Source organism: Mycobacterium sp. NGS49 (genome assembly GCF_059812565.1).
Map to the genome: position 1 here is coordinate 221,890 of NZ_JCALCX010000006.1, position 17,570 is coordinate 239,459.

The 17,570-nt window shown below is 65.3% G+C and carries 19 protein-coding genes; 16 read left to right on the forward strand and 3 right to left on the reverse strand.

From position 1 onward, the window contains the following. Positions 1–6 precede the first annotated feature (6 nt). The gene (locus AC5Y7D_RS08610; RefSeq protein WP_499923078.1) at positions 7–1,098 is read right to left on the reverse strand and encodes a 2Fe-2S iron-sulfur cluster-binding protein; all 1,092 of its coding nucleotides are present in this window, start codon (positions 1,096–1,098) and stop codon (positions 7–9) included. 146 nt (positions 1,099–1,244) lie between these two features. On the opposite strand from AC5Y7D_RS08610, the gene hsaA reads away from it, so the two are divergent. The 5 genes from hsaA (at position 1,245) to AC5Y7D_RS08635 (ending at position 5,596) form a co-directional block, all read left to right on the forward strand. Next, complete coding sequence (gene hsaA / locus AC5Y7D_RS08615) at positions 1,245–2,429, forward strand: 3-hydroxy-9,10-secoandrosta-1,3,5(10)-triene-9,17-dione monooxygenase oxygenase subunit (protein WP_499923079.1); 1,185 nt, start codon at positions 1,245–1,247, stop codon at positions 2,427–2,429. Further along, positions 2,429–3,304 carry a 4,5:9,10-diseco-3-hydroxy-5,9,17-trioxoandrosta-1(10),2-diene-4-oate hydrolase gene (hsaD, locus tag AC5Y7D_RS08620; protein WP_499923080.1) on the forward strand — a complete coding sequence of 292 codons (876 nt, stop codon included), beginning with the start codon at positions 2,429–2,431 and terminating at the stop codon, positions 3,302–3,304. The genes hsaA and hsaD overlap by 1 nt, the downstream gene beginning before the upstream one ends. Further along, the gene (gene hsaC, locus AC5Y7D_RS08625; protein WP_499923081.1) at positions 3,301–4,203 is read left to right on the forward strand and encodes an iron-dependent extradiol dioxygenase HsaC; all 903 of its coding nucleotides are present in this window, start codon (positions 3,301–3,303) and stop codon (positions 4,201–4,203) included. The genes hsaD and hsaC overlap by 4 nt, the downstream gene beginning before the upstream one ends. 9 nt (positions 4,204–4,212) lie before the next feature. Next, complete coding sequence (hsaB, locus tag AC5Y7D_RS08630) at positions 4,213–4,779, forward strand: 3-hydroxy-9,10-secoandrosta-1,3,5(10)-triene-9,17-dione monooxygenase reductase subunit (protein ID WP_499923082.1); 567 nt, start codon at positions 4,213–4,215, stop codon at positions 4,777–4,779. Between the two features lie 208 nt (positions 4,780–4,987). Further along, positions 4,988–5,596 carry a hypothetical protein gene (locus AC5Y7D_RS08635; RefSeq protein WP_499923083.1) on the forward strand — a complete coding sequence of 203 codons (609 nt, stop codon included), beginning with the start codon at positions 4,988–4,990 and terminating at the stop codon, positions 5,594–5,596. A 9-nt stretch (positions 5,597–5,605) separates the two neighbouring features. Here AC5Y7D_RS08635 and AC5Y7D_RS08640 read toward each other — a convergent pair whose 3' ends face one another. Continuing rightward, positions 5,606–7,345, reverse strand: coding sequence for a GMC oxidoreductase (locus AC5Y7D_RS08640; RefSeq protein ID WP_499923085.1), 1,740 nt, complete (start codon positions 7,343–7,345; stop codon positions 5,606–5,608). A gap of 438 nt (positions 7,346–7,783) precedes the next feature. Between AC5Y7D_RS08640 and AC5Y7D_RS08645 the strand changes: the two genes are divergently transcribed. The 11 genes from AC5Y7D_RS08645 to AC5Y7D_RS08695 all read left to right on the forward strand — a co-directional run bounded on the left by AC5Y7D_RS08645 (position 7,784) and on the right by AC5Y7D_RS08695 (position 16,977). After that, positions 7,784–8,650 (forward strand): MlaE family ABC transporter permease, encoded by an 867-nt coding sequence (locus tag AC5Y7D_RS08645; RefSeq protein WP_499923227.1) that lies wholly within the window; start codon positions 7,784–7,786, stop codon positions 8,648–8,650. Then, on the forward strand, positions 8,650–9,534 hold the full coding sequence (locus AC5Y7D_RS08650; RefSeq protein ID WP_499923087.1) for an MlaE family ABC transporter permease: 885 nt from the start codon (positions 8,650–8,652) through the stop codon (positions 9,532–9,534). The genes AC5Y7D_RS08645 and AC5Y7D_RS08650 overlap by 1 nt, the downstream gene beginning before the upstream one ends. Positions 9,535–9,582: 48 nt before the next feature. Further along, complete coding sequence (locus tag AC5Y7D_RS08655) at positions 9,583–10,530, forward strand: MlaD family protein (RefSeq protein ID WP_499923090.1); 948 nt, start codon at positions 9,583–9,585, stop codon at positions 10,528–10,530. Next, positions 10,527–11,531 (forward strand): MlaD family protein, encoded by a 1,005-nt coding sequence (locus tag AC5Y7D_RS08660; RefSeq protein WP_499923093.1) that lies wholly within the window; start codon positions 10,527–10,529, stop codon positions 11,529–11,531. The genes AC5Y7D_RS08655 and AC5Y7D_RS08660 overlap by 4 nt, the downstream gene beginning before the upstream one ends. Further along, positions 11,528–12,541, forward strand: coding sequence for an MlaD family protein (locus AC5Y7D_RS08665; RefSeq protein WP_499923097.1), 1,014 nt, complete (start codon positions 11,528–11,530; stop codon positions 12,539–12,541). Before AC5Y7D_RS08660 ends, AC5Y7D_RS08665 begins: the two co-directional genes overlap by 4 nt. 1 nt (position 12,542) lies before the next feature. Further along, the gene (locus tag AC5Y7D_RS08670) at positions 12,543–13,667 is read left to right on the forward strand and encodes an MCE family protein (protein WP_499923100.1); all 1,125 of its coding nucleotides are present in this window, start codon (positions 12,543–12,545) and stop codon (positions 13,665–13,667) included. After that, positions 13,664–14,668: an MlaD family protein gene (locus AC5Y7D_RS08675; protein ID WP_499923102.1), complete on the forward strand. Its 1,005-nt coding sequence runs from the start codon at positions 13,664–13,666 to the stop codon at positions 14,666–14,668. Before AC5Y7D_RS08670 ends, AC5Y7D_RS08675 begins: the two co-directional genes overlap by 4 nt. Continuing rightward, positions 14,665–15,630 (forward strand): MlaD family protein, encoded by a 966-nt coding sequence (locus AC5Y7D_RS08680; RefSeq protein ID WP_499923105.1) that lies wholly within the window; start codon positions 14,665–14,667, stop codon positions 15,628–15,630. Before AC5Y7D_RS08675 ends, AC5Y7D_RS08680 begins: the two co-directional genes overlap by 4 nt. Further along, positions 15,627–16,265 carry a hypothetical protein gene (locus AC5Y7D_RS08685; RefSeq protein WP_499923109.1) on the forward strand — a complete coding sequence of 213 codons (639 nt, stop codon included), beginning with the start codon at positions 15,627–15,629 and terminating at the stop codon, positions 16,263–16,265. The genes AC5Y7D_RS08680 and AC5Y7D_RS08685 overlap by 4 nt, the downstream gene beginning before the upstream one ends. Positions 16,266–16,301: 36 nt before the next feature. Next, positions 16,302–16,574 carry a CHAD domain-containing protein gene (locus tag AC5Y7D_RS08690; protein WP_499923112.1) on the forward strand — a complete coding sequence of 91 codons (273 nt, stop codon included), beginning with the start codon at positions 16,302–16,304 and terminating at the stop codon, positions 16,572–16,574. 238 nt (positions 16,575–16,812) lie between these two features. After that, on the forward strand, positions 16,813–16,977 hold the full coding sequence (locus AC5Y7D_RS08695; RefSeq protein WP_499923114.1) for a hypothetical protein: 165 nt from the start codon (positions 16,813–16,815) through the stop codon (positions 16,975–16,977). Positions 16,978–17,006: 29 nt separating this feature from the next. On the opposite strand, the gene AC5Y7D_RS08700 is transcribed toward AC5Y7D_RS08695, so the two are convergent. Further along, positions 17,007–17,459 carry a hypothetical protein gene (locus tag AC5Y7D_RS08700; protein ID WP_499923116.1) on the reverse strand — a complete coding sequence of 151 codons (453 nt, stop codon included), beginning with the start codon at positions 17,457–17,459 and terminating at the stop codon, positions 17,007–17,009. Positions 17,460–17,570 lie beyond the last annotated feature (111 nt).

A 17,570-nucleotide genomic window follows, 5' to 3' on the forward strand; every position in this document is an offset into this window, starting at 1 on the left:
GTTCGACTACTCGTCGTAGGTCACTTCTACCGAATCAGATTCCGGGTGAGATTGACAGGCCAGGATCAGCCCGTCGTCGAGATCCTGCTGTTCGAGCACGTCATTGACCTCCATGCTGACTTTGCCGCTGCGCAGCGTGCAGGCGCAGGCGCCGCAGTGGCCCTCCCGGCAGGAGAACGGGGCATCGAGGCCTTTGGCCAGCAGCACGTCGAGCAGCTTGGCGCTGCGCGGCCAGGACACGGTGTGGGTTTCGCCGTCCAGCTCCACCACCGCGGTGGCCGGCGCGTCGCCATCGCCGTCCTCCTCGATCGTCACGGCCGCGAACGGGTCTGAGTCCAGCGACTTGAACACCTCGATGTGTACTTGCCTCGCGGGCACTTTCAGCGTCTCCAGGGCAACCCTCGCCGCCTCCATGAACGGCCCGGGACCGCAGATGAAGACCGGGCGGCCGGTGAACGGCGCAGCCAGCGCGGCCAGCGCGGCCGCGCTCGGCAGCCCCTGCAACGACTCCAGCCAGTGCACCACGGTGAGCCGGTCCGGATACTTCCCGGCCAGCTCCTTGAGCGCGTCCCGGAAGATGACCGAGCGGTCGTCGCGGTTGGCGTAGAGGAGCGTCACCTGCCCGCTGCCTTCGGACAGCGCCGACTTGCAGATGGACATGATCGGGGTGATGCCGCTGCCGGCGGCCAGTAAGAGAAAGTCGTCGTCCAGCGTCTTGGGTACGAACGTCCCCGACGGCGCGAGCAGATGGACCCGCATGCCCGGGTGGGCGTTGTCGCACAGCCAGTTGGACGCGTATCCGTCCGCGGTGCGCTTCACCGTCACCGTCAGCGCGTCGTCGGTGAACGGCGAACTGCACAGCGAGTAGCACCGCGCCACCGAGCCGGTGCGGTCGCTGGGCACCCGCAGCGTCAGGAACTGACCGGGCGCATAACGCAGCCGCTCGGGCGGGACCGCCGGATCGCCCGGTCCGTCCGGTACGGCGAACACCAGCGACCGCGCATCGTCGGTTTCGGCTACCACCTCGGCGATCTGCAGCTCCAACACATGGTCGCCGAGCGGCTCGTCGGGCGCTTCGCCCAGGTCCGCCTCCGTCAAGGCGCTTCCTTCCTTCGGTCTCAACTAGAACATGTTATAGAAAACCCGATTGGCATCTCTACCAGCCGCAGGATTACCCTGCTCGACACAAATCGGAACGTGTTCTAGTCTTTCTGTAAGTCAGCACTCCCAGGAGGCATACGTCAGTGACCACCATTCAACAGCGTGATGCGCAAGCGGTCCTAGCTGCCATCGATGATCTGCTGCCGCGGATTCGGGAGCGCGCTCAGGCCACGGAGGATCGGCGCCGCCTGCTCGACGAGACGGTCCAGGAACTGGACGACGTCGGCTTCTTCACGCTGCTGCAACCCGAGCAGTGGGGGGGCCTGCAGTGTGACCCCGCGCTGTTCTACGAGGCGGTGCGGCGACTGGCCAGCGCCTGCGGTTCCACCGGTTGGGTGAGCTCGATCCTCGGTGTGCACAACTGGCACCTGGCGCTGTTCGACCAGCAGGCACAGGAAGAGGTCTGGGGCGAGGACACCAGGACTCGCATCTCGTCGTCGTACGCGCCGATGGGCGCCGGTGTCGTGGTGGACGGCGGCTACCTGGTCAACGGGTCGTGGAACTGGTCATCCGGCTGCGACCATGCCACCTGGGCCTTCCTCGGCGGACCGGTCATCAAGGACGGCCGCCCGGTCGACTTCGGCAGCTTCCTTATTCCCCGCAGCGAGTACCGCATCGACGACGTCTGGCATGTGGTCGGTCTGAAAGGCACCGGCAGTAACACCGTCGTCGTCAAGGACGTCTTCGTGCCCCGGCATCGGTTCCTGTCCTACAAGGCGATGAACGACGGCAGCGCCGGCGGCTACCGGACGAACACCGCTCCGGTATACAAAATGCCTTGGGGCACAATGCATCCCACTACCATTTCGGCGCCGATCGTGGGCATGGCCTATGGCGCGTACGACGCGCACGTGGAGCACCAGGGCAAGCGGGTGCGCGCCGCGTTCGCCGGCGAGAAGGCCAAGGACGACCCGTTCGCCAAGGTGCGGATCGCCGAGGCGGCCAGTGACATCGACGCGGCGTGGCGGCAGCTGAGCGGCAACGTCGCCGACGAGTACGCGTTGCTGTCGGCAGGCAAGGAGATCCCGTTCGAGTTGCGCGCCCGCGCGCGCCGCGACCAGGTGCGTGCCACCGGCCGCGCGATCGCTTCGATTGACCGGCTGTTCGAGGCCTCCGGTGCCACCGCGTTGGCCAGTGATGCCCCGGTGCAACGCTTTTGGCGTGATGCGCATGCGGGGCGGGTGCACGCGGCCAACGATCCCGAGCGCGCCTATGTGATTTTCGGTAACAACGAGTTCGGGTTGCCGCCCGGCGACACCATGGTGTGATGACCGCGACCGAAGAACTCACATTCGAGTCCACTTCCCGCTATGCGGAGGTCGACGTCGACGGACCGCTGAAGCTGCACTATCACGAAGCGGGAGCAGGTAACGACCAGACGGTGGTGCTGCTGCACGGCGGCGGGCCCGGCGCTTCGAGTTGGTCGAACTTCTCGCGCAACATCGCGGTGCTGTCCCGGCAATTCCACGTGCTGGCGGTCGACCAGCCGGGTTACGGCCACTCCGACAAGCGCGCCGAGCACGCGCAGTTCAACCGATACGCGGCCAGGGCGCTGCACGGGTTGTTCGACCAGCTGGAGCTGGGACGCGTTCCGCTGGTGGGCAATTCGCTGGGCGGGGGCACCGCGGTGCGGTTCGCGCTGGACTATCCCGACCGGGCCGGCAAGCTGGTGCTGATGGGGCCCGGCGGGCTGAGCGTCAACCTGTTCGCGCCCGACCCCACCGAAGGCGTGAAGCGGCTGGGCAAGTTCTCCATGGATCCCACCCGGGAGAACCTGGAGGCGTTCCTGCGGGTCATGGTCTACGACCAGAAGTTGATCACCCCGGAATTGATCGACCAGCGCTTCGAGCTGGCCAGCACGCCGGAATCGCTGCAGGCGACCCGAGCGATGGGAATGTCGTTCTCCGGAGCCGACTTCGAGCTCGGCATGATGTGGCGCGAGGTGTACAAACTGCGCCAGCCGGTGCTGCTGATCTGGGGCCGCGAGGACCGGGTCAACCCACTGGACGGTGCCCTGGTGGCGCTGAAAACCATCCCGCGGGCCCAGTTGCACGTTTTCGGGCAATGTGGACATTGGGCGCAGGTGGAGAAGTTCGACGAGTTCAACAGGTTGACGATCGATTTCTTAGGAGGTGCGAGATGAGCATTCGGTCTTTGGGCTATCTGCGCATCGAGGCCACCGACATGGCCGCTTGGCGCGACTACGGCCTGAAGGTGCTCGGCATGGTCGAGGGTAAAGGCACGGTCGAAGGTGCGCTCTATCTTCGGATGGACGACTTCCCGGCCCGACTGGTGATCGTGCCCGGCGAGCAGGACCGGTTGGCCGAAGCCGGTTGGGAATGCGCGAACGCCGCAGGACTGCAAGAGATTCGGAACCGGCTGGAGGTAGAGGGCACCCCATATAAGGAAGCCACCGCCGCCGAACTGGCAGAGCGCCGCGTCGACGAGATGATTCTGTTCAGCGACCCGTCCGGCAACCCGCTGGCCGTCTTCCACGGTGCCGCCCTGGAACACCGTCGCGTCGTCAGCCCGTACGGGCACAAGTTCGTCACCGAGGAACAGGGCCTCGGTCACGTGGTGCTGACCACCCGCGACGACGCCGAGGCGCTGCACTTCTACCGCGACGTGCTGGGATTCAGACTGCGCGACTCGATGCGGATGCCACCGCAGGTGGTCGGCCGGCCCGCCGACGGGGCTCCGGCCTGGCTGCGCTTCTTCGGGTGCAACCCCCGCCACCACTCGTTGGCCTTCCTGCCGATGCCGACCCCGTCGGGCATCGTGCACCTGATGGTCGAGGTGGAGAACTCTGACGACGTCGGCCTGTGCCTGGACCGCGCGCTGCGTCGCAAGGTGCCGATGTCGGCCACGCTGGGCAGGCATGTCAACGACCTGATGCTGTCCTTCTACATGAAGACGCCCGGCGGCTTCGACATCGAATTCGGTTGTGAGGGCAGGAAAGTCCAGGACGACGACTGGGTCGCCCGGGAGAGCACCGCCGTGAGCCTGTGGGGCCACGACTTTTCCGTCGGCATGCGTGGCTAACCTCGAGGGATGACTGCTGCGCCGATCGACCCGCGCACATTCCGCTCGGTGCTGGGTCAGTTCTGCACGGGGATCACCATCATCACCACCGTGCTCGACGACGTGCCCATCGGCTTCGCCTGCCAGTCCTTTGCGGCGCTGTCACTGGATCCGCCGCTGGTGCTGTTCTGCCCCACCAAGGTTTCGCGGTCCTGGCAGGCGATCGAGGCCAGCGGCCGGTTCTGCGTCAACGTGCTCACCGAGGCGCAGCAGCACGTCTCGGCCCGATTCGGCTCTAGGGAGCCCGACAAGTTCGCCGGAATTGACTGGCGCCCTTCAGAACTCGGTTCCCCGATCATCGAGGGGTCGCTGGCTTACATCGACTGCACCGTGGCGTCGGTGCACGACGGCGGTGACCATTTCGTGGTTTTCGGTGCGGTCAACTCGCTGTCCGAGGTACCCAAGATCAAGCCGCGCCCGCTGCTGTTCTACCGCGGCTCCTACACCGGCATCGAGCCGGACAAAACCACCCCGGCTCGTTGGCGCGACGACTTGGAAGCATTCTTGACAACCACCACCGACGACACCTGGCTGTAGGCCCGGTGTCAATAGGTTTTACGCGGACAGGAAAAAGACTGATCGCGCGTCGAATTTGTCGACATTCAAGACGATAAGCGCCGCAATTGAGACGAATTCGTCTATTGCAAAAAGTTATTCCAATTCAGTGGTGACGGCGTTAACATCTGGGCCATTGCGCTCCGCCTGGATGAGCCATGGGGCCCGATCACAGAAAAGGATATGAAGAATGTCAATCGAATCGGCCGAATATCGGGTCTCGGAACTACGCAAGCGGGCGGCGGCAGAAGAGGCCTGGCAATGGATCGTCGAGTTGAAAGAACAGGCGAAGTCGAACAGTGCGGCCGCCGAGGCTGAACTCGACGCCATCTTCCGCAACGGCACACCGCCGGGCGACCTCGACGGACCGACCGACGGCATCCTCGTGATGACCACCACGAATCAGGTCGTCGACGCCGCGGCCCGGTTCGTCACCGGCTTGTGGATGCCGTGGCAGGGCAAGCGGTTCGATCTGGCGGCCGCCACCGGCGACAACCGGATGACCTCCAACTCCAAACTTCCGTCCAAGCTGCTGTGGCCGCTTTACAAGATGAAGGACGCCGCCGACGGCAAGCTGGCCTTCGACTTCAAGACCTACCGGGATGCAGGGAAGCTGGACCCGGACGTGCAGGTGATGGTCATCGACTATGCCGACGTCAAGGAGAACCCGTCCGTCATCATCCGCAGCATCCGCGACGAGCTGGTCGAGGTGGTTCCCGGCACGTATCTGGGCAAGATCCTGTTCCGGCTGCCGCGCAACCGCTACGAGATGATCGGCTTCTTCGCCCTGCGTAACTGAGCTCGGGGGTCAGGCCCGGTCGTCGCCTTCGACGGCCGGGTCATAACCGGGCAGGCCCAGCTCCTCGCGCATCTGCTCGGCCGCCCGCTCGGCGAACATCGAAATGGTCAGGAACGGGTTGACCCCGATGGCGCGCGGGATCACCGACGCGTCGCACACGTACAAGCCGTCGTAGGTGCCGCCGTCCGGCCGGAACACCCGCCCGGCATGGTCCACCACGCCCGCGTCGACATTGTCGGCGGTGGTGCAGCCGCCCATCGGGTGCGCGGTGATCAGGTGCTTGCCCAGAAACCGCTTGTCCCAGCGCGGGTTCTTGATGTAGGTGCCGCCGATAGCCTCGACGGCCGGGCGCATGACGGCGTCAACGTCCTTATAGACGAGCTCGGTGGGAGCCCCGGGCCAGTCGATATTGACGCCGCCGTTCTTGCGGAGCACCAGCTCGCCGTCGGAGTTGTCATGGACCATGATCAGGAAGCCGAGCGAGTGATTCATCGCGCCGTCGGTGTTGAACGTGATGTCGCGGCGCCACCGGTCGAGCTTGGCCGTTCGGTAGTCGCGGTAGCTGGTCGCGGCCAGCCCCATCAGGCCGAACCGGAAGCTGTCGATCAGCGCGCGGGGCAGCGACAGGTCCTGCACCGTGAATCGCTTGCGCAGGTCGGACTGGTCGGCGCCGAAGCGCATCGCCGCGGTGATGCTCGGTCCGCAGGCCAGCAGTGAGCGTGGCGGTCCGTCGGTGGTGGCCCAGGTCTGGGTGTCGGTCCGCATGTCGGTGTTGTAGGCGATGCCGAAGTTGTCGCCGTTGCCGCTGAAGTTCTTGCCGAGCCGGGTCGACAGTTGCAGGCCGGCCCGACTCGAGCGCAGCAGGATCCCGTTGCTGCCCATGGTGCCCGCCGACACCACCACTCGCCGTGTGATGATCGCGCTTTCCCGGCTGCCCTTGTCGCCGGTGCGACGGGTGATGACGCGCCACCGGCCGTCATCGGTCGGTTCGACGCGTTGTGCCTCGATTCCGGCGAACAGTTCGACACCGAAGTGTGCGGCCATCGGCAGATAGTTGGTCATCAGGGTGTTCTTCGAGCCGGTGTTGTCACCGGTTCCGTCGCCGCCGTGGTTGGGGCAGCGTCGGCGTTGCACGCCGTACTTGGTGACGCGGTCCTCGGTGCTGACGGTGATGTCGAGGAGTTGTAGCTGGGCGCCGGCATTCTTGGCGATCTGGGTGAATGCGTCGACCCGGCGCAGCGGCACGTTCTCGGCATAAGGCACCGCGCCGAGCATGCGCCGAGCCCTCCCGTAGTACTCCTCGAGACCCCCCAGGGCTGGGTGGCCGTCGCGCCGCTGTTCGAGCAGTCGCTGGAACTCCTTCGGCCACGACGCCAGGAACACCTCGCGGTCCGGCACGATCGCGACGTTGAAGTTGATCAGCGAGGTCCCGCCCAGCCCGTTGGCGTGGATGACGTCGATGGTCTTGAACCGTTCGAGCTCTATCAGTCCCAGCGGGTTGAGTGGCGACCGCAGTTCGGCCGCCGCGGCCTTCTCGGTCTCCGGAAAGGTGCCGGTCGGGTGCTCGGCGCCGCGCTCGAACACAGCGATGCGCAGCTTGCCGCCCGCTCGCGCGTTGGCCACCCCGAGTCGCGCGGCGGTGATCGCGCCGCCGTAGCCGGAGCCGAGGATCACGACGTCGTACTCGTCGCGGAGTGCGGCCGGCGATGCGGCCAGGGTTGCGGCGGTTTTAATGGCCGTTTTCACCATGACGGCAACCTCCAAGGTCGGGGACCGGTTTCAGGAATGGGTAAAGGTGTAGCGCAGCCTAAACCCGCCGGCGGCGGCCATACCACGGTTCTTCCAAAATTTATCGAGAATCTTGCCGAGCTTGACTCATAGGCATTTACCGGCGAATGAAAGGCACCGCGTAAAAAGACTTTACATTTGATATCCGGCACCAAATGTCAACGGCTTGTACAGCACATCGCAGTGGCCGAAAAAAATAACGATCAGGCCTCGCTTAAATAACGGAACGTGTTGTACTCTGCGAACTCACTGACAGCGCGAGTCAGAAGTCCCAAGGGCCAACTCCCATGTGAATCGGGGAACCGTCATGTCGAATTCGTCTGCCTACCCTGCTGCGGACGGCGCGCGGAGGGACGCGGTCCAGTGAATCCGGCGATCGATGTGGTGGCGCCGACGGCCATGGCCGACGTGTCGCCGGAGCCACGCCGTAGCGCACCGGCGCACGGAATCGCGACCGGACTCGCGCGGCGGGCGCAGCGGGTAGTGCAGAAGGCCGACCACTCGCTTCAGACCCTCGGCCGCTTCTTCGAACTGACTGTCCAGTCCGTGATCTATCTGCTCACCGACCTGGTCCGGTTGCGCCACCCGTGGCGGGACACACTGCACCAAGCGTCATTCATCGTCAGCGTCACCGCGATTCCGGCGCTGCTGATCTCCATCCCGTTCGGGGTCATCGTCGCGGTTCAGGTGGGCAGCGTCATTCAGCAGGTCGGTGCGACGTCGATCTCCGGTGCGGCCGGCGGCCTGGGTGTCATCCGGCAGGCCGCCCCGATCGTTGCCGCGCTGCTGTTGGGTGGTGCGGCGGGTGCGGCGGTCACCACCGATCTGGGCGCACGCAGCATTCGCGACGAGGTCGACGCGCTGCGGGTGATGGGCATCGACCCGGTGCAACGGCTGGTCACCCCGCGGTTGGCGGCGATGATCCTGGTGGCACCCCTGCTGTGCGTCTTCATCATCTTCATGGGGCTGTCCGCCGGCTATGTGATCAACGTGGGCTTCCAGTCCGGCACCCCGGGCAGCTACATCGCCTCGTTCGGATCCTTCGCCACCACAGCCGATCTCGTCGTCGCGCTGCTCAAGACCTGGCTCTTCGGCGTGATCGTCACGCTGATCGCCTGCCAGCGCGGGCTCGAGGCCAGGGGCGGTCCGCGCGGGGTGGCCGACGCGGTCAACGCCTCCGTCGTACTCGGCGTGGTCGCGGTGTTTCTGCTCAACCTGGTGATCACCGAACTGGTCACCACACTGATGCCGACGAAGGTGGGCTGATGGCCGGGTACACGGCGGCCCCGTCCCGGTACCGGCCGCGCGGCATCGCCACCGCGCTGCGGGTGCCGCTGAGCGCGGCCGGCCGGGGCCTGTGGTTCTTCGAGAGGCTGGGGCATCAGGCCAGCTTCCTGGTCCTGGCCTTCGGTGCGATCCCGCGGACCGTTACCCGCTACCGGCGACACACCGGGGCGATCCTGGTCGACATGATATGGGGCAACGGATCTTTGATCGTCGGCGGCGGAACCGTGGGTGTGCTGGTGTTCATGGGCGCGGCGATCGGGGCATCGGTCGGCATCGAAGGCTATGCCGCGCTGGACATGGTCGGGATGGGCCCGTTGACCGGGTTCATCTCCGCCTACGCCAACACCCGGGAGATGGCGCCGATGATCGCGGCGATCGGGTTCGGCGCGCAGGCGGGCACCCGGATGACCGCCGAGATCGGTGCCATGCGGATCTCTGAAGAGATCGATGCCCTTGAGGTGCAGGGCATTTCGTCGATGCCCTATGTCGTGACCCCGCGCGTCATCGCCGGCGTCATCACGATCGTCCCGCTCTACCTGATGTCGTTGGTGCTGAGCTACCTGTTCTGCTCGCTGGTGGTCAACGTGGTGCACCGGCAGTCATCGGGCACCTACTCGCACTACTTCGACGCGTTCATCCAGCCCTCCGACGTGGTGCTCTCGGTGATCAAGTCGGCGATCTTCGTCCTGCTGATCGTGGCGATCCACTGCTATGAGGGCTATTACGCGGCCGGTGGTCCCGAGGGCGTCGGTGCAGCCTCCGGTCGTGCCATCCGGGCCAGCCTGATCTCCGTCGTCGTCGCCGACATGGTGCTCACTCTGGTGTTCTGGGGCAACAATCCGGGCCTGCGGTTGTCGGGGTAGCACATGATGATTCGCAGTCTCTTCGCACGGCGGGCGACCTTAACCACCTTGAGGATTCGCGGCCTGATCGTTGCGATCGTGCTGGTGCTGACGGGTATGGCGCTCTGCCAGACGGCCCAGGGGGCCTTCGACGGGTCGTTCAAGCTGACCGTGATCGCCAACACGATAGGTGAAGGCCTGGCGCCCGGCGCCGAGGTCAAGTTTCACGGCCTGGCCATCGGTTCGGTGAAGGAACTGGAATCGGTCGGCTACAACAGGCAGCGGATGACGGTGGTGCTCGACCCGCGCCAGGCCGGGGCCCTGACCACCGACACCGAGGCACGCTTCACGTCGTCGAACGTATTCGGCACCGCCGCAGTCGAACTCGTCAGCAACGGCCACGGGCCACCGCTGCGGCCCAATCAGACGCTGGTGATGAGCGCTGACGTGCAGGCGGCATCGATCACCGGGCTGCTGCGCCAGGGCCAGAAGCTCAGTCGCAGTTTCGACACCGCCGACTTCGACCACGTCATCGAAGTACTGCGCCGGCACGCCGACGTCGTCGAGCCCCTGGCCCGGGCCGGATCGGATCTCGCGAAGATCATCGCCGACACCGACACCATGCCGGTGGCCCAATCGCTTTCGGTGCTGGCATCTTTCGTGAGCGGCCTGGGCGACGCGCTTCCGGTGGTCGGGCTGAGCACCAACCTGCTCGACGGGCTGACCCCGCTGGTGGGGCCCGGCGGTATCGAGCGAACCAACCTGGTCTTTGCGCAGACCGGCCAACTGCTGATCGATGTCGGTCAGATCTCCGCCCAGCACAACACCTGGATCGCCCAATTTGTGAACGCGATCATGAACGTCGGCGTACCGGCGTCGTTCGCCGCCGGCAGCCTGGCACCCGCCTACGACCGACTGGCGGGCCTGATCGACCGCGCGGACGGTGCCCTGACGGTGGTGGACGGACAGGTCCGGCTACGCACCGAAGTAACCCTGGACGGTGGGCGCGGGCGATGAAAAAGCTTGCCAAACCGGTGTTCTGGCTGACGGTGTTCACCGCGGTGGCGCTGGTGTGCGCGATCCTGCTGCTCACCGCGCTGCGCAGCCCGGTCAACGGCCCGGTCTCGCACTACACGGCAACGTTCACCGACGTCTCCGGCCTGGACGTGGGCAACGACGTCCGCATCTCCGGCGTGCAGGTCGGCAAGGTCGAGGGCATCAAGCTCGACGGCCGCACCGCCAGGGTCGACTTCAGCGCACTCAACCAGCATCCGGTCTACCGCAACACCATTGCCGCCGTCCGCTATCAGAACCTGTTGGGCCAGCGCTATGTGGAACTGGTCCAGCCGTCCGGGGCGGGCGAGCGACTGCCGGCCGGTTCCACCATCCCGGTGGGTCAGACCGTACCTTCCTTCGATATCACCAAACTGTTCAACGGCTTTCGACCGGTGTTCCAGACACTCGACGCGAGCCAGCTCAACCAGTTCGGCGAGAACCTGCTCCGATTGATCCAGGGTGACGACACCGGAATCGGTCCGGTGCTGCGCGATCTCGATGTCATCGCCAAGTATGCCGTCAACCGCCAGGCCGTCATCACCCAGCTGCTGCACAACCTCAGCGAATTGTCGCACGACCTCGGCGGCAAATCGGAACAGTTGTTCAATCTCATCAATGCACTCGGCGATGCGCTGGCCACATTCACGTCCAAAGCCGAGGAGTTCCGTACCTCGATCGACATCGAGTTGCCGATGATGCGCAGCCTGGTTCGGGTGCTGCAAACCGCCGAAGGCGGCTTCGACGCATCGACCTCACCTCTGTACGGCCTGACCACCCGACTGTTCCCCCAGACACCCACGGTCATCGCCGGGCTGTCCCTGACCCCCACCCTGATCCAAGGGCTGCGCGACTCTCTGGTCGACGACGAGCGGCCGGCATTCGCCTGCACCCACGGCGAGGTGCGCCTGCCCGGTATCGGCGAAGTGTCCTTCGCCCAACAGGGTTTGGTGGTGTGCCGGTGAGCTTCGGGATTTTGAGGAACCGTCGCGCGCTCGACGATCGCGGTGAGGCGGTACGCAATCGCCGGCTTGGCATTGTGGGCGTCTTTGCCATCGTGGTCGCCTTGGTCACCACCGGACTGGCTTACGTCAAACCGGCGGGGCAGGCGAGCTACACCGCGCACTCGTCCACCTCCGGTGGGGTGCGCGCCGGCGACGAGATCCGTGTTGCGGGTGTCCCGGTCGGCAAGGTGACCGCAGTCCGGTTGAATCGGACGCTCGTCGAGGTGACGTTCGACGTCGACCGCTCGGTGGCGATCGGGTCCGAGTCGACGCTGGACATCCGGCTGCTGACCCCACTGGGCGGCCACTATGTCGCTCTCGACCCCCGTGGCGCTGTACCGTTGCGCCACAATGTGATTCCGCCGCAGCGGGTGAAGACGCCGTTCGAGGGCAACGACATCATCCAGACGGTGACGCCGTTCCTGCGAGATGTCAACGGCCAGGTCATCCACGACACCTTCACCGAACTCGCAACGGCCACCAACAAATATCCCAACGCACTGCGTGAGATTCTGCAGTCCGCCCACGAGTTGACCGGATCGCTGAACAGGATGAGCGGCGACTTCCACCGCGGCCTCGACTTCGTCAACGACGCCAGTAGCGCGTTCGCTTCGGGACGTCGACAACTGACAGCTTTGATCGAGCAGTTCGCCCTGGTCGGGCAGCGCTACACCACCAAGTCCGTCGACATCATCGAGTTCTTCACGCTGCTGGGGGAGTTGACCGGCATCATCGACCGCGTAATGGTCTTTTACAACCGCGAACTGGCACCGTCGGTCAACGGCATCGACGACATCGTCACGGCGCTGGTGGCACACCCCGAACGGGTCGGCAAGGCCAGTGAGGGCCTTACCCAGATCGTCAACGTCCTGCTGCCGATGCTGCAGGGACACGGTGTGGTCGTGGACCAGAGCAACCGGGTGGTACCCGCCCCGCCCGTTTGCCTGCCCAACATGGTGAAGCAGTGCTGATATGAAGAAGAACGCCACCTGGATCGGTGCCGTGGTGTTTGCCGCGGTCGCCGGAATCGTCGCGCTCGCGGTAACCGGCGCCAGGGCGATGACGCCCGCGAACAGGACGCTGTGCGCCGAATTCAGCGACGCCGTCGGGCTTTATCCGGGCAACAAGGTGCAGTTGCTGGGCATCGACGTCGGTTCGGTGACGGCGATCGCCAACAAGGCCGACCACGTCCAAGTGGACTTCACTGTGCCCGCTGACCTCGAGTTGCCCGCCGATGTCGGGGCACTCACCTACTCGCAGTCGATCGTCGCCGACCGGCACGTCGAGCTCACCCGGCCCTATGCGGGCGGACCCAAGTTCTCCGGCGCGCAGTGCATCAAGCTGGAGTCCACCAAGACGCCCATCAGCGTCAGCCAAACCTTCTCTGCCGTCGACAAGCTGGCGGGCGCCATCCTGGGCGACGCCCAGGATCCGGCGAAATCACCCGGCGCGCAGGCGATCAACCAGAGTCTGGCAGCGCTGAGTCAGTCGCTGGAAGGCACGGGACCGCAGACCAACCAGACCCTGCGCGACTTGGTCACTCTGGTCGGCGACCCCGAGCATGCCGATGCCGAGTACCGGCAACTGCTGGCCAACAGCGAGATTCTCACCTCTGACCTGCTGGCACATTGGGACACCTTCACCGCGGTGCTCCAAACCCTGCCCGAGAGCCTGCGCATGATCGAGGGCCTGTCGAACGGATTCGGCTCGGCGCTGGCCCATCTGGCGCACTCGCTGCCGCTGTTGGTCGATGCGTTGAACCGGTTCGGGCCCCGGGCCTACCACAACATCGGCGACAAACTGATCCCCTGGCTCAGGGATGTCCTCACCGCCTATACCCCTGCGATCGTCGGCTTCATCAACGCTTTACCGCCGGTGACCAATTGGGTTGCGTCGCAGTATCAGCCGGCCTGGGGCTCGCACCACGTCACGTATGTTCCGCCGCAGGTGTCGATGTCGCCGTCGCAGGCCGCCACCATCTGCAGCGTGCTGCAGCAACGGCACGTGCCGGGGGCTGAAGCGGCCTGCGCGCCCGGCGCCACCTCCGATGTGGTCACGCTGGGCCTGACCGATCTGATGCTCGGGGCGGCATCATGATTCGGCGTTGGACTGCGGCGCTCTTGGCAGCGTGTGCGTGCCTGTTGGCCGGGTGTTCGCTCGATCCAACCCGCTTGCCGGTGCCGGGCGCCTACATCCCGATCGACAAGTACACCGTCAAGATCGAGTTCTCGAGTGTGCTGAACCTGCCGGCGAGGGCCAAGGTGGATTTGGGTGGCGTCCAGGTGGGTGTCTTGGACCGGGTCCAGTTGGTGGGCACCACGGCCGTCGCCTACGTCGACATGAACCAGGACGTCAAGCTGCCGCAGAACACCCGGGCGGAGTTGCGTCAGGCAACGGTGCTGGGCGACATCTACATTGCGCTGTTGCCGGCCGAGATCCCGTCAGCCACCCACCTGCATGACGGCGACACCATACCGCTGCGCAACACGGTCCCCGCCGACAATGTCGAGGACATCCTGCGCTCGGTGTCCACCCTGGTGTCCGGCGGTTCGCTCAACACGCTGGAAGAATCGGTGGCCAACTTCAACAAGGCGTTCTCCAAAGATCCTGCCGAGCTGGACCGGATGCGCCAGAAGCTGGCCGGCATGCTGCGCGATCTGGCGGCCAACCAGGACAGGCTGGACGAAATCCTCGCCGGCACAGCACGTGTCAGCAACGGGTTGCTGGCCGATACCGGGGCCTTCGACCGCCTGATCAACGAGGGCCCGGTGCGGCTGCGGGCGATGACGGCGGTGCTGCCGGGCATCGTCCACTTGCTGGTGTGTGCGCAGGATCTCGGCCGCTACGGGGGACAGTTGTTCGTCCCGAACACGCCCGACCTACTGCAGATGCTGTCCTACCTCACCCCGACGGTCCGGACCATTGCGTCGTCCGACACCACCGTGCCCGCGATGGCCGACAAGATGGTCGCACTGATCCGCGACAAGCTGATCCCGTTCTACAGCAACGGTGGTCCCCGGCTGAGCGCGTCGGTCAGTCCCGGTACGCGGGCGGATGAGGCGATTGCCGCGATGCGGACGATGGGGATGCTGCCATGAAGTTCAATGCCCGCGTCACCGCGGTGATTCTCGTCGTCACGACGCTGCTGGGCACGGGTTATCTCACGTTCGGAGTGCTCAAGGTCGAGCCGACCGCCCGGCCCACCCGGCTCACGCTGCTGTTGGACGATTCCGGTGGTCTGATGCCGACCTCACAGGTGACCATGCGCGGCATCCAGGTCGGTAGGGTCACCGGAATCCGCACCACCCCGAGCGGATTGAACGTATCGATCGACCTCGACCGGGGACATTCGATCCCCGCGGACAGTGCGATCAGCATTCAGAACTTGTCCCTGGTCGGCGAGCAGTACATCGACTTCAAGCCGAAACACATCGCCCCGCCCTACTTCGGCGACGGCACCGTGATCCCGGCCGAGCGGGTGGCGTCCGCCGTCACCGTGAGCGACCTGCTCAACAAGGCCAATGCCTTGCTCTCGGTGCTCAACCCGACCGACGTCAACAACATCGTCAGCAGTGTGTCGCAGGCGTTTTCGGGCAATGACGCCGCCATCGACTCGCTGGCCGCCACTGCGGGTGCGGCCGCCAACGCCGAACGGGAGAACAAACAGGTACTCGCCACCCTGTTCGGCAATCTCGCGACGCTGACCACCAACCTCAGCGACCAGAACGTCGGCGGCGTGCTGAGCAGGAGTGGCAGGCTGTTACCGAGTTCGATCCTGGCGTTGGCCCGGCTGACTCAGGAAGTCGACGAGTACGCCCACACCGGGGACGGGGTGTTCGCGCCGGGGGCGCCGGTGCCCACGCTGGTGGCCAACCTCAAGCGGTACCTCGACATGCTGTCGGGGCCGTTGAGTACCTTCGCAGCGGCATTGGAGCCGGCGACCGCGCCGCTGCGCGGATTCAAAGTCGACGCCGGGCATTTCGTCGACGTGTGGGAATCAACTTTCAGCGATGCAGGCGAGGTGCGCGTGCAGGTGAGTGTTCCGGAAGGACAACGGTGAGTGACACATTGATCGACGACACTGCGGCCGACCAGATCGAGGTGGTTGCGGTAGCCGATGAGCCGCAACCGGATCGGCTGCGCAAGAAACGGTCCTGGGTGATGGTGCTCGCCGTCATCGCCGTCGTTGCCGCCGGGTGGTTCGGGTTCGACAAGTACCGCACCGTGGCGGGTGACCTGACGGCCTTGCGTCAATCGGAATCCGATCGCGCTGCCGCGGCCAAGCTGGGCAGGGACTACGCTCTGAAGTCGCTGACCTACACCTTCGAAGACCCCGACGCATTCTTCCGCGCGGTCGAAGACGGTGTGTCGCAAACGTTGAAGGAAAAGTACGTCAACGCCACCGAACTGCTCAAGGGCATCATGACGCAGGCGCAGGTGACGTCGTCCGGTGAAGTCCTCGCCACCGACGCGGTAGCCCAGCCCGGACAGGTGTATCAGGTAGTGGTCTCTGCTGCCCAGACCACTCGAAACCTGCAGAACCCGAAAGCGCGGCTGTCGCTCATCTTGCTGCAGGTCACGGTCAACAAGGCGGGTGAGCGGTGGCAGGTCTCCGACATCGGGCCCAAGACCGGTAGCCGTACCGGTCCGGAGCCACTGGGGCCGCTCGACCCGGGACAGGCACCCGGCCGGTGAGGTTGTGCCGGCCGCAATTGCGGAAATGCCTGAGCTATGCCCGGCGTGCAGGCCGTTGACCCGGTTGTCGACTATCTGATCTCGCAGATCGACCAGGTAGGTGCCGGAACTGTCGGCTTGCGCAACGGCGACGACCCCATCCATGACACCCGGGTGGCTATCCGGCGGCTGCGCAGCATGCTGCGAGTGTTCGACAAGGCCTTGGACGGTGCCGCGATCGGCGATATGGACGGCGAACTGAAATGGTTCGCCGCCCTGCTGGGCGAAGTCCGCGACTGCCAGGTGCAGCTGCGCGCGAATACGCAATGACCTTCGGGCCGTTGAACTTCCCGCCCGCAACCGGGTGAGCGAGGAGAAGGAATCCGAGCGGTACCTGGCTCTGATGGCGGTGTTGCGGGATTGGCGCGACGAGTCGCCCGTCGTCCCGGGGCGTGCGGGGCATGTTGCACCGTGCCCGCAAGGCGTCGAAACGCGCTCACTACGCCGCTGAGCTACTGAAGCCGCTGGAGCGACGTGCCAAGCGAACAGCTATAAGCGGATTCAAACGGTGCTCGGCGATCATCAGGATGCGATGGTGGCCGATGAGGTACTGCGCCGGATGGCCGTCACGGCGGGAACGACGCCGGGGGAGAACGGCTTCACCTACGGTTTACTGTATGCGCGCGAGCAGCAGATTGCCGTGCAGTGTCGGCAAGCGTTGCGGCGGTTGTGAACCCAGGGCGGATGCGAACCGCGGGCGGACTAGGCCCGCGCCCCGCGGTAATGGTCGTTCGGAGTGTCGGATTCCTTGCCGTAGGCCTCTTCGGGCGTGAGCTCGTCTCGGGACGGTTCGGCATTCTCGACCCGTGTCGTCGGGTCGATCGCGTCGGCACGCCGCAATTGCTCGTCCAGCTGCTCGCGTGAGGACGCTACCTCGCTCTGATGCGCGGCCGCCCGATCCTGCAGGCGGGCGGCTTCGGCGGCCTTGGCCTCGGCCTCGGCCTGGGCGGCCCGCGCCCGCGCGGATGTTTCCTGGGCCAGCGCTTCGCGCCGTTCGACCCGGGCGGTTTCCACTTTGGCCTGCTCGCGAATGGTTTCCGCCTCTTGAATCTGCCGACGGCGCTTTGACCTGTTGGCGACGATGATCAACCCGGCGATCACCGCGATCACGACTAGCGCGGCTATGACGATCCAGACGATGTTGCTGGTACTCATAATGAGCTCCGTTGCTCGGTCGGCTTGCAGTTGTGCTGCACCTGTGTGAAACGGATCCCCATCTTTGCCGCAGACAAAACAAACCGGCCCGGACGCGGGCTACCTGCTACA

Bases quoted from the DNA above. Each gene is read 5' to 3' on its own strand.
- AC5Y7D_RS08680 (WP_499923105.1), top strand. From the start codon at position 14,665: ATGAAGTTCAATGCCCGCGTCACCGCGGTGATTCTCGTCGTCACGACG.
- AC5Y7D_RS08690 (WP_499923112.1), top strand. From the start codon at position 16,302: ATGCCCGGCGTGCAGGCCGTTGACCCGGTTGTCGACTATCTGATCTCG.
- AC5Y7D_RS08700 (WP_499923116.1), bottom strand. From the start codon at position 17,459: ATGAGTACCAGCAACATCGTCTGGATCGTCATAGCCGCGCTAGTCGTG.
- hsaB (WP_499923082.1), top strand. From the start codon at position 4,213: ATGACTGCTGCGCCGATCGACCCGCGCACATTCCGCTCGGTGCTGGGT.
- hsaC (WP_499923081.1), top strand. From the start codon at position 3,301: ATGAGCATTCGGTCTTTGGGCTATCTGCGCATCGAGGCCACCGACATG.
- AC5Y7D_RS08660 (WP_499923093.1), top strand. From the start codon at position 10,527: ATGAAAAAGCTTGCCAAACCGGTGTTCTGGCTGACGGTGTTCACCGCG.
- hsaD (WP_499923080.1), top strand. From the start codon at position 2,429: ATGACCGCGACCGAAGAACTCACATTCGAGTCCACTTCCCGCTATGCG.
- AC5Y7D_RS08675 (WP_499923102.1), top strand. From the start codon at position 13,664: ATGATTCGGCGTTGGACTGCGGCGCTCTTGGCAGCGTGTGCGTGCCTG.
- AC5Y7D_RS08650 (WP_499923087.1), top strand. From the start codon at position 8,650: ATGGCCGGGTACACGGCGGCCCCGTCCCGGTACCGGCCGCGCGGCATC.
- AC5Y7D_RS08635 (WP_499923083.1), top strand. From the start codon at position 4,988: ATGTCAATCGAATCGGCCGAATATCGGGTCTCGGAACTACGCAAGCGG.
- AC5Y7D_RS08670 (WP_499923100.1), top strand. From the start codon at position 12,543: ATGAAGAAGAACGCCACCTGGATCGGTGCCGTGGTGTTTGCCGCGGTC.
- AC5Y7D_RS08640 (WP_499923085.1), bottom strand. From the start codon at position 7,345: ATGGTGAAAACGGCCATTAAAACCGCCGCAACCCTGGCCGCATCGCCG.
- AC5Y7D_RS08645 (WP_499923227.1), top strand. From the start codon at position 7,784: ATGGCCGACGTGTCGCCGGAGCCACGCCGTAGCGCACCGGCGCACGGA.